This window comes from Shewanella sp. 0m-8, assembly GCF_052977265.1.
This window is the reverse complement of record NZ_JBRIMB010000024.1, coordinates 48,306-66,561: the sequence shown is the minus strand read 5'-3', so window position 1 is coordinate 66,561 and position 18,256 is coordinate 48,306. Positions and strand designations below refer to the sequence as shown.

Here is an 18,256-nt window from a genome sequence, read left to right as displayed (position 1 = left end):
AATTAGCAGCCCTGTAGCCACAGCTCAGACAAATAATGTAATCAGTTTTCATTCGAAGGCTAACGAGCTTTGGGGCATTTCCAACTTATAAGCTGAACAATTAAAGCCCAAATGTAAGTACCAATTATTCTGTGTAGATACGGCTGCGAACAGCAGCAAACATCAAAAAAACAATCATCAAAAAAACAATCAGCAAAAACCTTTCCATATTAACCTTGCCACAGAAACAGGATCAGCCCTTAAATCCTTCTACTGATACTCTTCACTTCCACATAGCATAGCGAACAAATAGGGGCTGTATCTTACAATTTAATCTCTCATTGTCTTAAGTAGCGATATACGTTTAATGTGCTGCTAATTCGATAGCTTGCTCACGTAAATAATCCATACCAGCTAGGAAACCACTGAACATCTTTAAAGCAATAAATTGGCCTGCTTCTGTGGTTTTATAACTATCTCCTTGCTTAATAAGGGCCCCTGCGGCTAATAAATAGGTTAACTCAATAGGAAAGGCTTGCCACAGGCTTTTGCCCGTATGCGCTTTAAATAAAGCATTATCTAAATGCCCTTTGCCCATCATTATCATCAAATGATGTTGGTTTATTGATTTATCGCTCAGTACTTTATGGTGACTGGTACCAACATACCCTTGATTAATGAGTTGGATATAGCGATCAATATTAAAGCTCGATACTTGAAACTGCGACCCAAAACGGCCGAATGCTCCCGAGCCGACCCCAAAACAATTCTCCCCATCTAGCACATATTTATTATCGACTTTTTGACCAAAATTACGACTGTATGTCCAAGGAAACTCCATCATATAGCGTTCTGACATTGCTTGTTTTGCGGCCAAAAATTGTGGCCATAAATCTTCAGGCTTACCCGCCAGACATTTAGATTTTTTTCGGCTCTTGCCTATTCCTAAAGTGAGCGGGTAAGTAGTAATTTGGTCAGGTTCAAGCTGGATCATGCGTTTAATATCGGCCACTACACTATCGGGTGTTTGCCCTTTAAAACCATACATTAGATCTACATTGACCGTAGGGAATAGTTCAATCCCTCTTTTAATATCGATGGCCTGCTCATCACCTGAGCCAAACTTTTCAAAACGGCCACTGGCTTTCAATATTTGATCATCAAAGCTTTGTAAGCCAATACTCATCCTATCAACTAAGCCATCGAGCAATTCTGGATTGCCGGTTTTAAAGTAACTAGGATCGGTCTCACAAGAGACTTCACGTACCGTAGTTAAGCTTTTAATCAATTCTATTGTTTTAACAAGTTCATCTTCTAAAATCGTTGTGGTACCGCCACCGATATAAACTCGATTAAAACGTAAACCCGCCCCAATCACTCGCTTTATCTCTTTACGCAGGGCTTCAAAATATAGCTTGGCCTTTTCTCGGTTGTATTTAACTTTATGAAACGAGCAAAAACGGCACAAAGTATGGCAAAACGGGATATGGATATAGAGCGTTTCAATTTTTTGCTCTTCGGTAAAGCTTACAGATGAATGACCTAATGGGAACACTTTGGCGTCAGCCAAACTAAGGGATTGCTTAATCGTATGTTGCATGACGAGATCAAGACTTTGGGTTGCTAATGACTGTCGTAAATAGGCAAATGACATAACTCACCTTTAATGATGAATTTACCTGTGTTTCAGGTAAGGAGATTTCCATACCTTACTCGTTGATAATATTGAAAAGTGTGTTGTAAATCTGATGTTTAAAAATATTTTCATTCTCAGCTAACAATCTTATAAATATGTTACATAGCACAAATAAAATCGCTGACTTTTTATACGTTAGCGGCGATATAGCTCATGTAGATTGAGTTCTTTAGCGATGAGTGACTGAAATAGTAGTAAGTACGCCCCTACCAGCTTTACTCTATACTTTAATGGCTCAACGATAAGACTAACGCCTTAAGATTGGTGATGCCTGTTTTGCAAGATAAAACCAACAAAGTGGATTGAGTCGAGTTAATGACTCTGCCGCCAATAGCCAAGGTAACAACGGGCACTGTAATCATCTATAACATCACCTCTGCACCTCAATAATTAAACACACCACTTCTGATTGAAAAGAGTTGATAAAGTCTATCTGTTTCCACCTCGAACAAGCTGAAGTGGAAACAAATATAAGATGATTAAAAAACAGATTCTCTAGCTGGTACCGACTTTATCCGGTTGCTCACTGCTCATCTCAAGCTTAATCGCATCCGCAGGGATTAAGCTAATAAGCTCAACCCCTGTTGGCAGCTCAGTATCTAATGCAGCGCTAATTACCCTTACTTTTCCATCTTGCAAATAAATAAGCGGAATTGCAGCTTGTCCATATTGCGCCATAAACATGGCGTAGTTAAAGCTTTCAGTCAGGCTGGTGCTTTTAATACTAGCCCCTTTCGCCATTAAACTCGCAAGCTTAGAATATGAGACCCCTTCACCAAATAAACATAAGCGTTTTAAGTAGGATTCAGACAACTGATGGCGAGCACTCGATGTTTCACCATGATTTAGCCCGTAGACCTTTTCACTGCCAAATACATCTTGGAAGTAAAAACTCACTAAGGGGTTAAGTTGACGATAAGGTGACATCACCAAGACGCGACCAATACCGTCCATATTCATATGGTTTTCAGCATGTTCAGATGCAGGGTTACCAAAATATACCGGAATATTGTCCATGCGAGCGAGACGAATATTATCCCAGTTATTATCGGCTAGTAGCACTGTCACGCCTTTTGATTGTAACGTTTTAGCAAGCGCTCTCGGCAACTTAGACGCACCAAAAATGAGTAACCCTTGTGATGAGTCCGCGGTAACACCTAGCATCTTTGCCCATTTCCCGGCGGTTAAACTCTGAATAACAACAGTGCCAATAATGATTAAAAAAACAAGCGGTACAATAAGCTCTGCGCCTTGAATCCCAATGGATTCAAGCTTGATGGCAAACAGAGATGATACCGCCGCCGCCACAATGCCGCGCGGTGCTACCCAGCTTAAAAACCACTTGTCACCACTTGAAAGCGATGTACCAACACCACAGCACCAAATACTTAATGGACGAGCAACCAGCATTACCACGGCCAATAACGCAAGCCCTTCCCAACCGAGACTCAACAGCGCGTCGGCGTTAAGTCGCGCTGCAAGCAGAATAAACAGCGCAGAAATGAGTAATACAGTCAGCGTTTCCTTAAACTCTAAAATATCGGCAATGTCGACCCCTTTCATATTCGCTAACCAAATACCCATAACAGTTACAGACAATAAGCCCGATTCTTCTTCCAATATGTTAGAGCCTACAAATACGGCTAGCATTAAGGTTAGCACTGCGGTATTTCGCAGATAATGGGGCAACAAATTATTACGCAGCACAAGGCCCACTAGATAGCCACTCAATACACCAAAGCCTAATCCTACAATTAACATGGCACTTAGTGCATGCAAAACATGAGTTGTGGGATCTGCCGCAACGGCGATATATTCAAACACTAAAACAGCAAGTAAAGCACCAATAGGGTCGATAACAATCCCCTCCCAACGTAATATGCTGGCAAGCTCTGTTTTAGGTCTTACACTTCTGAGCATAGGCACGATAACCGTTGGGCCTGTTACCACCACCAGCGCACCAAACAGCAAAGCCATCGACCAATCAAAATCAAGTAAGTAAAAGGTACCAAGCGTAATACAGGCCCATGTAATGACGGTGCCTAAGGTCACCAATCGGGTGACCATGGCACCATGCTCTTTTATCTCTTTAAAGTTTAGCGTTAACGCCCCTTCAAATAAGATCACCGCGACGCCGAGTGAAATAATTGGAAATAACAGATCACCAAATATCGCGTCAGGATTTAAGAAACCAAGGCCCGGCCCTAGTAAAAGACCACATAAGAGTAGCGGGAGAATAGCGGGCAGTCTTAGCTTCCACCCTATCCACTGACAAAACAACGATAAAACACCTAGCAAAGCAAGCATCCCAGTGATCTGCTCTAGCATAGCCTATTTCCTTATCTGCTCATTTCTAGCGAAATATGTATTTGTTAAAAGAAGCCATTGAGTGTAAAAACTATAGCTAAACCTGAGTAAAATACGATAACACCAAGAAAAGTAAATCAAAATTTCCGTAAAATGATTTAGGTGGATAAGAATACAGCTATGGCTAGGTTAGCAACGACATCGCGTTTAAAAGGGGCTGTACATCTGTCAGTCTTGCGGGGATAAAACACAATGGCTTTAATAGAATAAATATATTTAATTATAATAACTTACAGTAGATTCAGCCACGGAGTAAAGTAACATTTGCTACTTTGATTGATAAGCTCATTAGTGGTCGTTTGTTTTGCAAGCCATTACTTATCGTCCCTGTTAACGATACTAACAAAGATGAGAGCTTAAATAGCAGTCAATCTGCATATCGCACTTTTTACCTATAAAGTCGCAACTGAATGATACATTATCGGAGTTTGCTCGGCACCTTGGGGGCAATACCAAATGGAGTTGCTATCAATGAGTCTTTTCATCACAGCATTTTTGGTGATTTTTTTAGTATGGATAATCCCGATCACCTTAATATTAAGATCACCTAGAACCCAAGGCGCCGAAAAAGCGGCTAGGATATTAGCAATGGTTCTTATTTCTTAGTTTGCTTGGGTATTTTACTTACTCATCGCGCCCACAAATAAGCGAGAAGCTTAAGCTTATGTCGGCAATTGGTATAACTCAGGAACAGCTGAATCCAAAACCTGGGCTAAACAATGCCTTATAAAGTAGCAGCGTTGAAACGAAAAAAGCCCCTGCAATCTTCAATAAAAAGAAATGCAGAGGCTTTTATCTTTATGTTGGCGGAGCGGACGGGACTCGAACCCGCGACCCCCGGCGTGACAGGCCGGTATTCTAACCAACTGAACTACCGCTCCTAAACTTTACTAGAATTCAATCATGTTGACTTCTAATGTTACTCGTTATGTCACTAACAAATAACTAAAATTTAGCACTTGATTGGCGGAGCGGACGGGACTCGAACCCGCGACCCCCGGCGTGACAGGCCGGTATTCTAACCAACTGAACTACCGCTCCACATCAAGTGCGTTGAATAATACGTAGAGTGAGGTAGCCCGTCAATAAGTTTTTTATAAGAACTTAATCAACAAGTCGAAAAACGAACAATTAGACTTTATCTTCAACAATTTGTTGATAAAAACTACCTTCTATCGCTCTTAGGCTCAACACTATCTTCTGGCATGGTTAAATCGATTTGATCCAGCTCTAGCAACATCTTCTCTTTACGCACCTCTGTTTCTAAACGCGCCTGCGTTGCTGCTAATGCTTTTTTGAGGTTACTGCGCTTACGAATGAACAATAAAACCAGTATACCTAATACGATCAATGCAATATTGATGGATACGATTAATACGATAGCATCCTCTTTTGCCTGTTGCTCCTGCAACTTAGCGATCGCATCGGCTCTTGCAGCAAGTTCTTCTTTAGTAGGAGGAGGCTCAGGTGGCTGGATCAGATTAAAAAACAGCTCGGGTAAGCTTAGATAGATCTCTCTTCCGTTAACTGTGGTACTCACCGCATTGAGCTTTAAATGATAACTACCAAAATCCATGACCTTAGGCAGCACAAAGTGGCTATTAGCTTCCTTAAAGTCGGTAATCGTTAGCGGGATCATCTTGCCTGCTGGGCCCTTTATTTCCGCCTCAAGATGCGTTTGCTCAAGTTTAAGTACTTGATCGTTTAACTTAATAGCTAAAGTCCAGACTCCCGATTTGGGATCGTCAGGTGTCAATAACTCAACTTCGACTGGGCGCGGGGATAATCTAAACGGCTCGGTATATTGCCTTTCAAGCACAGCATTGTTAGCCCGCACTTGCAGTGTGTAGCCACCCCATGGCTGCTCTAGATCTAAATCACTGGTAAAGGTCCCGTCATCAGGTCGCTCATCCAGTGCTTCTCCGTTATCTCTATACGTGCCAACGATAAGCGTTCCTGCCGCATAATTTTCATCGGCAGAATGGTTGTCACTTACAAATCGAGCAGTCCAGCTCATCATAAAGTCAAGACCCGGCAAGCGCACTTTTTGTTCATCGCCGAGTAATCTTGCCGTTAATTTAACCCGTTCACCTTGAAACAGTGGCTGTGGAATGGGATCGACATCAATTGAAAGCTTTGACACCTTATCAATCACTGAACCTTCTACCACTTGGCCAATCAATTGCCACGGTCCAGGCATAGGCTGGTTAATGGTGATCATGTCACCCGTTAAGCCTTCCATCCAGGCGACTTTATCCTCAGGATGGCGGTTCACATACCATTTGCTGCCATCTGGACGCACAATGATAACGGGGGCACTGCCGTACTCTCTATGAATGAGCAAGGTTACCGACTCAACCATATGATCGATTCTAAAACGATTCTTTAACTCCGAAGCATGCGAAGAAAGCACGACATTCGCCAAAGCTGCAATGCTAACTGAAAAATAACAAATTAAGAAAACCGCTACATATTTAACGCTTCTAATCATAGAGAAGTTCATAAAATGACGTTTATCCGAGCCAGAGGCATTGTCCTGATTTCGCAACTAAGTCTAGTCGCTCTTCGTGTCTTATCAGTTCATCGGCCGATGCGGCGATCACTTTAAGTTTTGCTCTATCTGCACTTAAGCGTTGGATCCCCCCGCCCTCTTGCCCTGCTTTTTCACTTGAAAGGTTAAACTTGGTTTGGCCACCTGTCATTAACAGGTAAACGTCAGCCAAAATCTCAGCATCGAGTAATGCGCCGTGAAGATCACGGGCCGAGTTATCGATACCATAGCGCTTACACAAGGCATCCAAGTTATTCTTTTGCCCTGGATGTAAATGTTTAGCGATTGCGAGCGAATCGAGGATTTGACAAATATCAGCTGTTTTAGGGCCACGCGGCTGTAACATTGAAAACTCGTGATCCATAAAGCTAACGTCGAAGCTCGCGTTATGTGCAACAATTTCAGCGCCGTCGATAAACTCAATAAAGCTTTGTGCTACCTCATGAAACTTAGGTTTATCAGCCACAAACTCATTTGTTATACCGTGAACCGCAATCGCTTCTGGGTCAATCGGCTGTTGCGGATTGATGTACTCGTGATAATGACGCCCAGTTAAGCGGCGATTGATGACTTCAACACAACCGATTTCAATGATCCTATGACCCAAGTAAATTGGACCGCTCGATTGGTTCATACCTGTGGTTTCGGTATCGAGAATAATTTGTCGCTTTGCGCTTGAAACAATATTCATATGAATTTATACATTTCTCAGTTAAATTTTTTGGGTATACTCGCCCAGCAATTATAGCTATGGTAGCAACTTGATGACTGGACTGAAACAGATCTCTATCTATACCGACGGTTCTTGCCTCGGAAATCCTGGCCCTGGCGGTTATGGCATCGTTTTAAAGTATAAAAAGCAAACAAAAGAGCTTGCTGATGGCTTTGCCCTTACCACGAACAATCGCATGGAGCTATTGGCCCCGATTGTCGCGCTAGAAGTGTTACAAGTGCCGTGTCAGGTTATCTTAACCAGCGATAGTCAGTATATGCGCCAAGGGATCACCCAATGGATCCACGGTTGGAAGCGTAAAGGCTGGATCACCTCCACCAATCAACCAGTAAAAAACGTCGATCTGTGGAAACGTCTTGACGCAGTATCCCAACGCCACCAAATTGACTGGCGTTGGGTTAAAGGCCACGCAGGTCATGCTGAAAATGAGCGTTGTGACGATCTTGCCCGCCAAGCCGCTGAAGCTAAACCTAAGCAAGAAGACACCGGTTACATTATCCAACAAGAAAGCCTAGACCAAAGCTAGCGTTGCGCTCAATTAAGTCAACTTGAGTCGTTAGCTTTCGGTGTTTAAAAAACCTTGGCAAAAGTCAATAAAGGCTAAGCCTAACGGATTAAAATTACGACTCTTATGGTGGATACGATAGAACTTACGCTCTAGTGCTAAGCCTTCCACTTCGATAAGCGCCAATTCTTTGCGAATGAGCTCTTTTTCAAGAGTCAGTTCCGATAAAACGCCTAATCCCGCGCCTTGCTTAACAGCTTGCTTAATAGCATCGGGGGTAGAAAAGCGGAACTTTTCTTGTGGCTGTATATCAAGGGCATTCGCAGCACTGACAAAGCAGTCTCGGGTACCTGAGCCCTCTTCTCGCATCACCCAAGGCATATTACGCAATTCACTCGGCGCAACTCGTTTGCCAGCTAGCGGGTGAGCGGGATGGCAAAAAACCAATAACTTGTCTTTATGCCATGCTTCAACAGCAATACGGCTATCAAGACACTGACTTTCGATAAAGCCCATTTCGCTTTTAAATTCAAGCACGGCATTGATCACTGCCTGGCTGTTATCGATATCGACATTAACCAATGTATTGGTATGTTGCTGACAAAAGGCGACAGCGCTTCTGGCCAGTAAATAATTGCCTATAGTTGAGCTGGCACTAATTGTCAGATTACCGCCAAGTTCAGCCCCTGCTGGCGAAAAGGTATGCTCAATTTGATCGATTTTTTGTAACGCTTCAGTGGCCAAAGGCAACAACAAACTGCCTTGCGAATTTAAGCGTAATCGATTGCCTACTCGCTCAAATAAGCGAGTATCTAATTGTTTCTCTAACTCAGATAGCGCCATCGATGCTGCAGGAGATGACAAGTTAACCATCTCAGCTGCTTTAGCAACTTGACCACTGCGAGCTACCGCCTCAAAAATGGCCAACTGTTTTAATGTTATACGCATCAAGACTCTTTATTTATAATTTGAAAATGATAACCATTGCCATAAAGGCGCTAAGTTTACTTACTATGATGAGTATTAGATGCATGACCTGTACGCCCAGCACTCGGCGCTGTCGACCAATTTCGTTGTTTAACTCTTCGCTTTGCCTGTATTGGCGTTAACGGTGTTTCTAACTTTTTCGCCACCAGCACATAAACACTGCCGGTACTCGGTAACCAAGACTTAAGCGCATGAGACCAAATATTATCAACCTTCGTCTCTGTAAGAAGATGGTGGTGCAGTAAGCGTTCATCGGCAACCACTTGATACCCTAATAATCCTAGCCAATCTTTTACCCGTGAAGGCATAAAAAAGCGCCCATTCCAAGGGATCTCTTGCTGATGTTTAGGCAAAATTTGTCCGATAAACATCGGGCTAAGTGGGTTAAAACCAACAATCACTAAATGCCCACCAGAAATAAGGACTCTATCGACCTCTCTCAGTATGCGGTAAGGGTCTGCCTCAAACTCTATAATAAAGTTCATCACCACGGCATCGATACTAAGATTTTGAATGGGTAGCTGACTATAGTCTCCCTCTATGCTCGCCTGTGGCTGATCATATAAAGAGTATTGCTTACTGATCCCTACCCCTGGTTTGTCTATTTTATGGCTCAAAGGGCCAAGATTTAACATATAGTAACCAAAAATTCTTGGCCACCATGGGGATAAAGCCTGCTCAACACTTTCGCGAATAACAGCCCCACTCGGAAGTTCCGACCAATGATAAGGTTTTAACGGTAATTGAGACTGTGACAAATCGACCTCCAAAATCACTCTTGTCTACTTTAATAACGAAAGCGGTATACAAGCAATAGCTTTGGTCAGTAAACTTGTTTAAGCGCTCAAATTAATTTTGTTGAGCTGTTAATTTCTTCAAATAGAGAGCCTCGATATGTTACAGATAACTCCATTGCCCGCGTTAAACGATAATTATATCTGGCTGCTTCAATCACAGCAAAGTACTGGTGTCTATGTCGTCGACCCCAGTGATGGGCAAGTGGTTATTGATTATTTAACTCTCAGAAAACAGCCCCTGCTAGGGATTTTAATAACCCATCACCACTATGATCATACGGATGGTATCGAACCATTGCTCAACCATTTTGGCCAAAACGTACCTGTATATGGCCCACAGAGTGAAAATATAAAAGGTGTCAATCGTCCTATCACTGCAGGCGTTACTCTTGCGCTAGAAAATTGCGAATTAAATGCAAGGGTTATTCAGGTACCCGGTCACACATTGGGCCATATTAGTTATTTAATCGAAGATGCCCTATTTTGCGGTGACACCCTATTTAGTGGCGGGTGTGGGCGATTATTTGAAGGTACCGCAGAGCAGATGTATCAGTCATTAATGCAATTAAGCCACCTGCCAGACAATACTCGTGTATTTTGTGCTCATGAATACACATTAGCAAACCTTAAATTTGCTGCAAGAGTTGAACCGACAAATCCAGCGCTTATCGAATACACAGCAAAAGCTCGCACCCTGAGAGCGCAAAATAAACCGACCTTGCCTTCATCAATTGGCTTAGAAAAAGCCATTAACCCATTTTTAAGAGCAGGTAGTACAGAAATCCAGCAAATTTTAGCCGTTCAATTCCAACAACCTATCAGCAATCCCTTGCAAAGCTTCGCACTTCTGCGTCAATGGAAAGACAATTTCTAAAAAATAATCTACAATAGCCCGCTATTTCAGTGCCACTAAGCCAGAACTGAGCAAGAACTAAGCAAGGGTTATCTGGCTTTTTTGAGCCTAATTTAAGGACACACATTTTACATGCGCGTACCACTTTTATTCGTCGCGGGGGGGATTGCCCTGTTGACAGGTTGTCAAAATTTCGGCGACCAGCAGACTGTAGAAAGGATTCCCACTACACCTGTCGTAGTAGAAAAAGTCACCGTAGCACCCATTGTACCTGAAGTCGTAGAGACCGTTGAGATCACTGATATCTGGCAACGTATTCGTCTAGACATGCAGATGGAAGTACCCGATGAAAAACTCGTTCGCCAATATCGCGATTGGTACATCAAACATCCACAGCATTTAGAACGTGTATCTGAGCGTGCTACGCCATTTATGTATCTCATTGTTGAAGAAATTGAAAAGCGTAACTTACCGATAGAGCTTGCTTTGCTCCCCATCGTTGAGAGCGCTTTCGATCCATTTGCCTATTCTCACGGCGCCGCATCTGGTCTGTGGCAGTTCACATCCCCTATGGCTCGTCACTTCGGGCTTGAAATGAACTGGTGGTATGACGGTCGACGCGATGTACCGGCTGCAACAACTGCAGCTCTTGACATGCTTGAGTATCTTCACGGTAAGACAGGTCAAAACTGGTTATATGCGATTGCCGCGTACAACACTGGTGAAGGTCGTGTGATCAACGCAGCTAAACGTAATAAGAAGAAAGGTCTACCAACTGATTTTTTCAGCCTGAACTTACCCAGAGAAACTGAGCGCTATGTACCTCAGCTACTCGCTTTAGCTGACGTAATTAAAAATGCCGATAAATATGGTATTAAACTTACGCCTATAAGTAATCAACCACAGATTGAAGTCGTGGATATTGGAAGCCAGATTGACTTGGCGCTTGCAGCAGACATTGCCAATATGACCACTTCTGAACTACATAAGCTCAATCCTGGTTATAACCGCTGGGCGACAGCGCCTGACGGACCACATTTGCTTGTATTACCCGTTGATAAAGCTGACGCATTTAAACTTGCGTTAAACAATACTGATACTAAAGAGCGCTTAAATTGGGAACGTTATAAAGTTAAGTCTGGCGATAGCTTAGGCTTAATAGCAAAACGCTATAACACAACCATCTCAGCGTTAAAGTCGGTGAATGATATTAATGGCAATACTATTGTTGCAGGTAAGTTTTTACTGATCCCTGTAGCAGCTAAGAATTTAGATGAATATCTGTTATCAGCAGATCAACGTCTAAATCGCCAGCAGAATAAAAATCATGGTGCAAGTAAAGTTACCTACAAAGTAAAATCGGGTGATTCACTGTGGAAAATAGCTAAACAACATAGCGTTAAAACGGCTCAGCTTGCTAGCTGGAATAGCATGGCGCCAAAAGATCCGTTACAAATAGGCCAAAAACTGGTTATTTGGTCAGGTAGCAAGTCAAACAAGGGGAGCTTAAGTGAAGTAACGCGTACCGTGAACTACAAGGTGCGTAATGGCGACTCTTTAGCTCGTATCGCGAGTAAGTTCAATGTCAGTGTGAACGAATTAGTTCGCTGGAACTCACTCGAGAAGACTAAATACATTCAGCCAGGGCAAATGCTTAAGCTGTATGTTGATATGACTAAAGTCAGAGCGTAAAACCATAATAGGTTTTACTGGCTGATAAACATAAAAAAGGCGACCAATAGTCGCCTTTTTTAATGCTTGTCGTTTAACAATTACATTGTGTATTGATAAGTCACAGGCAACATTGCAGGAGTCTGCGATTCTGTCGCTTTGCCTGCAAACAGCGCCTTTAGACTATAGCCTTTAGTGATTTTGGCCGCGACGCTCGCTGGGATAGTAAATTTAACATTTTGCGTCTTACCCGCTGGCATTACCGTTTCTCTCAAGGCTTGGGTAAACATCATCTCGTTAGACCAAGCCCAAACTCGGTGTCCAGAAGGATCGAGTAACCATAAATCGGCTGTCATTCCAGAGATAAACATTAATGGCACGCCATAGCGTTGGTTGTTAGTATATTGCAGAGTCACATTTGCTTTATCATTCACCAATAGCTTCGCATCTAACAATCCCTTGCTCATCGACTTTTCCTTTGTAGGCACTCTGTCTTTCGCACTCCCTGCATCAACGACACCGCCAGCAACAATATTGGTGCTAGCACTCGGTGATGCTGCAACAGGCTGTACTGGTGTTTTAGCGCTAGGCTGCACTGCTGATTGAGACTCCTGAGTATTTTCTACGGCAGTGTCAACATTTGCGGTTTCAGTTTGCTGCTCTGAGCAGGCCACCAAACTAAAAGCCAGCAGCGGGAACATTAATATTTTTAGCATTACAGGCCTCCAAACTTCTTAAATAAGCTATCTTTCAATTTATTTGTTTCATCTTTCAGTTTTGAGTCCAGTAGCGCTTTAGTATCTAAGGCAAACTTAGGCTCTGACATGGTGCCAGTGATCAAAAATGGGATCTCAACACCATAGAGAGCATCTCGCTTATCACCGCCCTGACCTTCTAACGAGCCAACAACTGATGTTGTTAACTTATAATCTAACGCTTCATTGAGAATATTAGCAGTACCCTTGCCCTTAAGTCGGATAAGTGGAGAAGCCATATCAAGATCGGGATTCGTTATCACACCATTAGCGATATTAAATGAGCCAGTCATGCTGGTGAAATCAGTCTTTTGCTCAGTAGAACCTGAACCAGCTGATAGGTCTCCACCTAACTTTGCCTTTGCTTCACGGATCATTTGCGGGATGTTAACCCCATGAATCGCTCCATCGGCAATTTCAAACTGCCCGTTTGCAATCAAGTTCTTTTTCAAGTTATCTGGAATTAAGCTCTTACCTTTACCAGTTACATTGAAGTTAGCTTTACCATCTAACATATCAATGTCGGCCATATCGATTAATAAGGCACGAATGTCGACCCCTGTCAGACGTTCATTAAATTGATATTGAGCGACTTTATTTCGACCATCGATTTTCGCTGATGCGTTAACTTTACCCCCATACAGATCCGCTGATAATTGCTTCATATCTGCTACGCCACCTTTCATCACTAATTGCATCACCCAGTTTTGAGTTTTTAAATTAGCGACCTTAACCGACTTGACTCTCACGTCGACATCAAGATTAACCTTATTCATCGCGGTTAAATCGGGTTCAACAGCTTTAGCTGAGCTTGGTGATGGCTTACTGTCTTTGGTTTGCTGAGCTTCACCTTTAGGTCGCAGCGCATCAAGATCAACATCACCAACCTCAAGCTTAGCAACGACGCTTGGGACAGTATGACCATAAGCCACATCAAGTGAACCAGATGCATCAATATTGGCCGCGTTCAAGCTAGACAGTACTAAGCTAAGCGTTTGTTTTTCCAAAGCGACAACTAAAGAGGTATTAAGATCGACCTTCAACTTGCCATTAGGAAGTCCTTCGCCAGTCACTTGATTACCGATGACAAAATCGTTAATGGTTATAGTTTTAAGATCGTGTGCGACTTTAATTTGGCCTTCACCTTGGCTAACCAGGTTCATATCGGGCAAAGTTGCAGAAAACTCATACTTTAGCGGGGCAAACTCACCCAGTTGAAAACGGCCTAATGTTAGCTCTTTTAGGGCGAAGACTTGTTCAGTCTGAGCAGCATGGTTAATATTGACTATCTTAGTATTGGTTATCGTAATACCACCAATATCAAGGCGCGCTAGACTCGAGCCACTAGTTGCATTCGCAGTAGATTTATCTGCATTGGCGTTTTTACCGGCCTCACCACTTAAACCGTCAAAGCTAGTGCGACCATTTTTTTGAGTCTCTAACATCAAGGTCAAGCCGTCGAGGTTAAGCTGTGAAATCTCTACTTCTTTTTTAAATAGTGGCATTAATGCCACCTCTGCAACCACTTCATTTACGGCAAGCATTGATGGATTTTGAAACCCATCTGGATTTGATAAGGTAATTTGCCCAAGCTTAATGCCTAAGGTCGGGAAAAACGTCCACGACAAATCACTACCGATAATCAGTTCTCTACCGGTCTCTTCTTTCACCAAGTCGACGATTTGTGGTTTAAAATCGTTCGGGTCAAAAATCAAAGTGACATAGAGCACTAAAGCAAGAACTAATCCTAGGATTGAAATAAAAAACCATTTTAAAAATTTCATAGCAGGTTCCATCTGTTAAAACTAAGAAAACAATATCAGTAACTAACTAATATAAGAGACTAATATAGAAATTCAATTTTAGAGTGAATATCAAGAATTACTCTAAATTTAGCACGGATATATCAAGCGCTTCATTAGATATCGCCACTCCGTTGCCATCAGCATAGATAAATGATTGAGGCGAAATGATGACACCATAAATTTCAACTGCAATATTCACTTCACCTATCCCTTTCTTCACTGTTTTTATCGGGTTGGCACCAATCGCTTGTACACCTAAGTCAATCGTTTTGAGTGTACCAATGTCTCTCACGCAGCCAAAAACAACCACGCCTTGCCAACCATTATCTTCTGCGCTTTGTGCGATCATGTCACCTAACAAGGCGCAATCAGTCACCCCTTGCCCATCAACCACTAACACTTTACCTTTACCGTCTTTGGCGAGAACATCTTTAACTTTTGAGTTATCTCGAAAACATTTTACCGTCACTACTTCGCCCCAAAAACACTCTCGTTTACCGTAAGAGATAAACATGGGGGGTAATAGGGTAAGCTTGTCAGCATAGGTATCAAACAGATCGGGTAACAGATCCAACATTAGGCCTCCGTGCAAAAATGAGTATCAATTTACTCTAGATTGACAGGTCAAGAGCCGAAACCCAAGTGCTAACGCACGAATTAACTGATAATTAATCAAATCCAGACTGTTCCCCAGCCAGAATACAAACTATAATCTTGTTCAATGTCTGTACACAGACCCTTTCGTTAGTCGTAGGTAAAAATGAACAACAATATCGAATTAGAAAGTGCCATCGCCGCTCTAGACCAATATGGTTATGATAAAAAACACTCTAGTGATTTAGAGCAGGCTCGTAATAAAACTCAAATGCTAAAGTACATTGACTCGCTAGATTTTAATCTTCGCCGTTTATTAATATTACAAGAAGCGGTCAATGAATTGGTTGATAATGAAAAAAGACTGCTCGCTCAACAAGAAAGTATTCAGACCTATAAAACTAAAATCATCAATCTTTCTCGTCAATTTAACATGTCATACGATGAAGTCATTCAAGTAATGAAACAGCAAGAAAACAATTAATAATAACGAGCTATTCAAAGTTATTTTCTAAAAAATCAGGTTTATAATTAAGTTTAAACTCAATCAGCAACAAACTTAATCAACTTAACGCGTAAGGCTTTGACTAAAGCTGTCACTAAGACAGTGACTAAACACGTTATTTGCTTTATCAGCTTATTTTAGTCATTAAATTAGCGCTAACGTTAGACTGCGACTTGTAGAAAGCTAAATGGTTCCAGTTATCGACCTCAAGCCTATGGATGGGCTTGCAATACACAGCATGAAACTTATCTCTCCAATGTAACAATTCTCTTAAACAGGCCCCATAAACAATTTACATCAACAGTTCACATAAACAAGCCTGCCTAACAGACACGCTGAGCACACTAAACACCATTGTTCAGATGGCCGCATCATCGATGACATACTAATAAATACCATGCTTACACATATCACCCTTGCATTAGCGCTTGTCACTTAGGACATGACACCTGACTAGTTACAGACATCGTTCTAACATTAATGCATTGAGTTAACTCCAGTTTATAAAACATCAAATATGGAGATAAAAAAAATAACAGCACACCTTTTGATTTACATCGAATTAATTAAATGGTTGAGTTTCTTTATTACCCGTCAGTATACGAAAGCATTTTATAAACACTTGTTTACACCACTTATTTTGCTTTAACCTTAATCCTAACAAAACCAAAAACAATAAAATGTATAGGCTTGGTTCAATGATTTCAGATTTAACTGACCAGTAAAAATGTATCGGAACCAAAATAGCAATAACATAAATCCAATTATGTAATTTTTGCCAGCTCTTACCCATTTTGCGTACAACAACTTTGAACGAAGTTAATGCCAACGCTGCGAGTAAAATATACGCCATCGCCCCCACGAGTATATAGGGACGTTTAACAACCTCTTCAAAAAACAGTGACCAGGCAAACACTAAATCTAAACTAAAGAATGCCAACACATGCAAACTGGCATAAGCGAAGACATACAGGCCAACTAATCGCCGAGTTTGCAGTAGGATCCCGAGTTTAAACTTCTTGGCAACGGGTGAGATAAGTAAGGTTGCTGCCAGTGCATTGAGAGCCCCTATTCCAGTAAAGTGAATGATGTACTGTACCGGATCGCCACCTGCATTATCACTCATCACTTTTAGCACTAAATAGACGATAGGCAGCAGGCCTATCAAGTGAAATAGCCCTTTTAGCCGAAATACTGAGCGGCGATTAACACGCATAAACATCTCCTACTAATCCGCCAACACTAAACGTGTAAACAGTGATTCAAGCTAGCTAATAAAACTTATTTAAATCCATACCGTTATACAGATCTGACACAATGTCGCCATAACCGTTAAAAGGTAGAGTTGGGATCCGTTTTGCCGAAAAAAGCCCACCTTCTGCGATCCGACGTTCTGATGCTTGCGACCATCTAGGGTGGTCAACCTCTGGGTTAACATTGGCATAAAACCCATACTCACTGGCGGCGAGTTGATTCCAAGATGTGGGCGGCTGTTTGTCTGTTAAGCGAATACGAACAATCGATTTAATACTCTTAAAGCCATATTTCCACGGCACGACAAGGCGGATAGGCGCACCATTTTGTGGCGGCAATGTTTTTCCATAAAGGCCCACTGACAGAAAAGTTAAGTCGTTCATCGCTTCGGCTAACGTTAAGCCTTCTACATAAGGGTAGTTAATCCCTCCTCCTGCATAACGACTCCTTTGACCCGGCATCTGTTCAGGATCATATAAGGTCTCAAAGGCAACATACTTAGCGTTGCTATTTACGCCCACTTTCTTAAGTAAGTTAGCTAATGAAAAGCCAACCCAAGGGATGACCATGGACCATGCTTCTACGCAGCGGAAATTGTAAGCTCGTTCCTCTAATGGGAAAAGAGTAAGTAGGTCATCGTAATCAAGTGTCACAGGTTTATCGACCTCACCGTCGATGACCAGTTTCCAAGGTTCAACCTTAAGCTCTTGGGCATTGTCTTGTGGATCTGTCTTGCTAGTACCAAATTCATAAAAATTATTGTGAGAAATAATTTTAGACTCAGGGGTTAATGCGCCATAAAGCAGGTGGTCATATTCGGCCTGTTTAGCAAAAGGTAGGGATTTAGTCATAAATGCCGCCTTTTGCTCATCGCTAGAAAACAGGTCAAACACACCAGCATTAGCGTGAGAAGATAACAGCGCACCAGCACCTATAAAGCCCATCTGTTTAAGGATCCTACGACGGTCTTGGTACACCTCTTCTGGGGTAATATCGCACTCTTTAAACTTATCCCAAGCAGCAGTTTTTTTTATATTCATTAGCCGCACCCATCCTATTTTTATATCAATTAGTATTGTTACCTAATCAGACCGACAAAGTCGATGAAAGGTTTCATCCACGTTTTGTTATTACATATCATTAACAGCTGGCTATGTCTGCACCACTTGCCTGACTAATCACTTGCTTAAGCTTGCAGTGTTTA

Annotated in this window: 15 protein-coding genes and 2 tRNA genes; 4 read left to right on the top strand and 13 right to left on the bottom strand. The window is 42.1% G+C overall.

The genetic code is table 11. The annotated features are described in order from the left end of the window. Positions 1-343: 343 nt before the first annotated feature. The 6 genes from ACVBIO_RS12735 to dnaQ form a co-directional block, all read right to left on the bottom strand. On the bottom strand, positions 344-1,633 hold the full coding sequence (locus ACVBIO_RS12735) for a coproporphyrinogen III oxidase family protein (RefSeq protein WP_447164628.1): 1,290 nt from the start codon (positions 1,631-1,633) through the stop codon (positions 344-346). A gap of 537 nt (positions 1,634-2,170) precedes the next feature. Then, a complete protein-coding gene (locus ACVBIO_RS12730; RefSeq protein ID WP_447172761.1) occupies positions 2,171-4,003 on the bottom strand; it encodes a cation:proton antiporter in 1,833 nt (610 codons plus the stop codon). An 843-nt stretch (positions 4,004-4,846) separates the two neighbouring features. Further along, a tRNA-Asp gene (locus ACVBIO_RS12725) sits at positions 4,847-4,923 on the bottom strand. Between the two features lie 83 nt (positions 4,924-5,006). Then, positions 5,007-5,083, bottom strand: a tRNA-Asp gene (locus ACVBIO_RS12720). A gap of 124 nt (positions 5,084-5,207) precedes the next feature. Next, positions 5,208-6,545, bottom strand: a complete 1,338-nt coding sequence (locus tag ACVBIO_RS12715) for a TIGR03503 family protein (protein WP_447159870.1) — start codon at positions 6,543-6,545, stop codon at positions 5,208-5,210. A gap of 10 nt (positions 6,546-6,555) precedes the next feature. Next, on the bottom strand, positions 6,556-7,284 hold the full coding sequence (gene dnaQ / locus ACVBIO_RS12710; protein ID WP_447172760.1) for a DNA polymerase III subunit epsilon: 729 nt from the start codon (positions 7,282-7,284) through the stop codon (positions 6,556-6,558). Positions 7,285-7,357: 73 nt separating this feature from the next. Here dnaQ and rnhA point away from each other — a divergent pair, with 73 nt between their 5' ends. After that, entirely contained in the window at positions 7,358-7,852 is a 495-nt protein-coding gene (gene rnhA, locus ACVBIO_RS12705) for a ribonuclease HI (RefSeq protein ID WP_447169292.1), read from the top strand. 30 nt (positions 7,853-7,882) lie between these two features. On the opposite strand, the gene ACVBIO_RS12700 is transcribed toward rnhA, so the two are convergent. Both ACVBIO_RS12700 and ACVBIO_RS12695 read right to left on the bottom strand, forming a co-directional pair. Next, entirely contained in the window at positions 7,883-8,779 is an 897-nt protein-coding gene (locus ACVBIO_RS12700) for a LysR substrate-binding domain-containing protein (protein ID WP_447159873.1), read from the bottom strand. 56 nt (positions 8,780-8,835) lie between these two features. Further along, complete coding sequence (locus ACVBIO_RS12695) at positions 8,836-9,576, bottom strand: class I SAM-dependent methyltransferase (RefSeq protein ID WP_447172759.1); 741 nt, start codon at positions 9,574-9,576, stop codon at positions 8,836-8,838. A gap of 136 nt (positions 9,577-9,712) precedes the next feature. On the opposite strand from ACVBIO_RS12695, the gene gloB reads away from it, so the two are divergent. Together gloB and ACVBIO_RS12685 are read left to right on the top strand one after the other, a co-directional pair. Next, positions 9,713-10,489, top strand: a complete 777-nt coding sequence (gloB, locus tag ACVBIO_RS12690; RefSeq protein ID WP_447164083.1) for a hydroxyacylglutathione hydrolase — start codon at positions 9,713-9,715, stop codon at positions 10,487-10,489. Between the two features lie 111 nt (positions 10,490-10,600). Continuing rightward, complete coding sequence (locus ACVBIO_RS12685) at positions 10,601-12,160, top strand: LysM peptidoglycan-binding domain-containing protein (protein WP_447159876.1); 1,560 nt, start codon at positions 10,601-10,603, stop codon at positions 12,158-12,160. A gap of 80 nt (positions 12,161-12,240) precedes the next feature. Here ACVBIO_RS12685 and ACVBIO_RS12680 read toward each other — a convergent pair whose 3' ends face one another. From ACVBIO_RS12680 to ACVBIO_RS12670, 3 genes are all read right to left on the bottom strand, one after another. Continuing rightward, positions 12,241-12,855: a BsuPI-related putative proteinase inhibitor gene (locus ACVBIO_RS12680; RefSeq protein ID WP_447172758.1), complete on the bottom strand. Its 615-nt coding sequence runs from the start codon at positions 12,853-12,855 to the stop codon at positions 12,241-12,243. After that, positions 12,855-14,678, bottom strand: coding sequence for an AsmA family protein (locus ACVBIO_RS12675; RefSeq protein WP_447172757.1), 1,824 nt, complete (start codon positions 14,676-14,678; stop codon positions 12,855-12,857). Before ACVBIO_RS12675 ends, ACVBIO_RS12680 begins: the two co-directional genes overlap by 1 nt. Positions 14,679-14,775: 97 nt before the next feature. Then, entirely contained in the window at positions 14,776-15,276 is a 501-nt protein-coding gene (locus tag ACVBIO_RS12670; RefSeq protein ID WP_447159879.1) for a putative 4-hydroxy-4-methyl-2-oxoglutarate aldolase, read from the bottom strand. 183 nt (positions 15,277-15,459) lie between these two features. Between ACVBIO_RS12670 and ACVBIO_RS12665 the strand changes: the two genes are divergently transcribed. Then, entirely contained in the window at positions 15,460-15,777 is a 318-nt protein-coding gene (locus ACVBIO_RS12665) for a hypothetical protein (RefSeq protein ID WP_447159880.1), read from the top strand. 583 nt (positions 15,778-16,360) lie between these two features. On the opposite strand, the gene msrQ is transcribed toward ACVBIO_RS12665, so the two are convergent. Further along, a complete protein-coding gene (gene msrQ / locus ACVBIO_RS12660) occupies positions 16,361-17,014 on the bottom strand; it encodes a protein-methionine-sulfoxide reductase heme-binding subunit MsrQ (RefSeq protein ID WP_447169295.1) in 654 nt (217 codons plus the stop codon). 55 nt (positions 17,015-17,069) lie between these two features. Then, positions 17,070-18,092 (bottom strand): protein-methionine-sulfoxide reductase catalytic subunit MsrP, encoded by a 1,023-nt coding sequence (gene msrP, locus ACVBIO_RS12655; RefSeq protein WP_447159882.1) that lies wholly within the window; start codon positions 18,090-18,092, stop codon positions 17,070-17,072. Positions 18,093-18,256 lie beyond the last annotated feature (164 nt).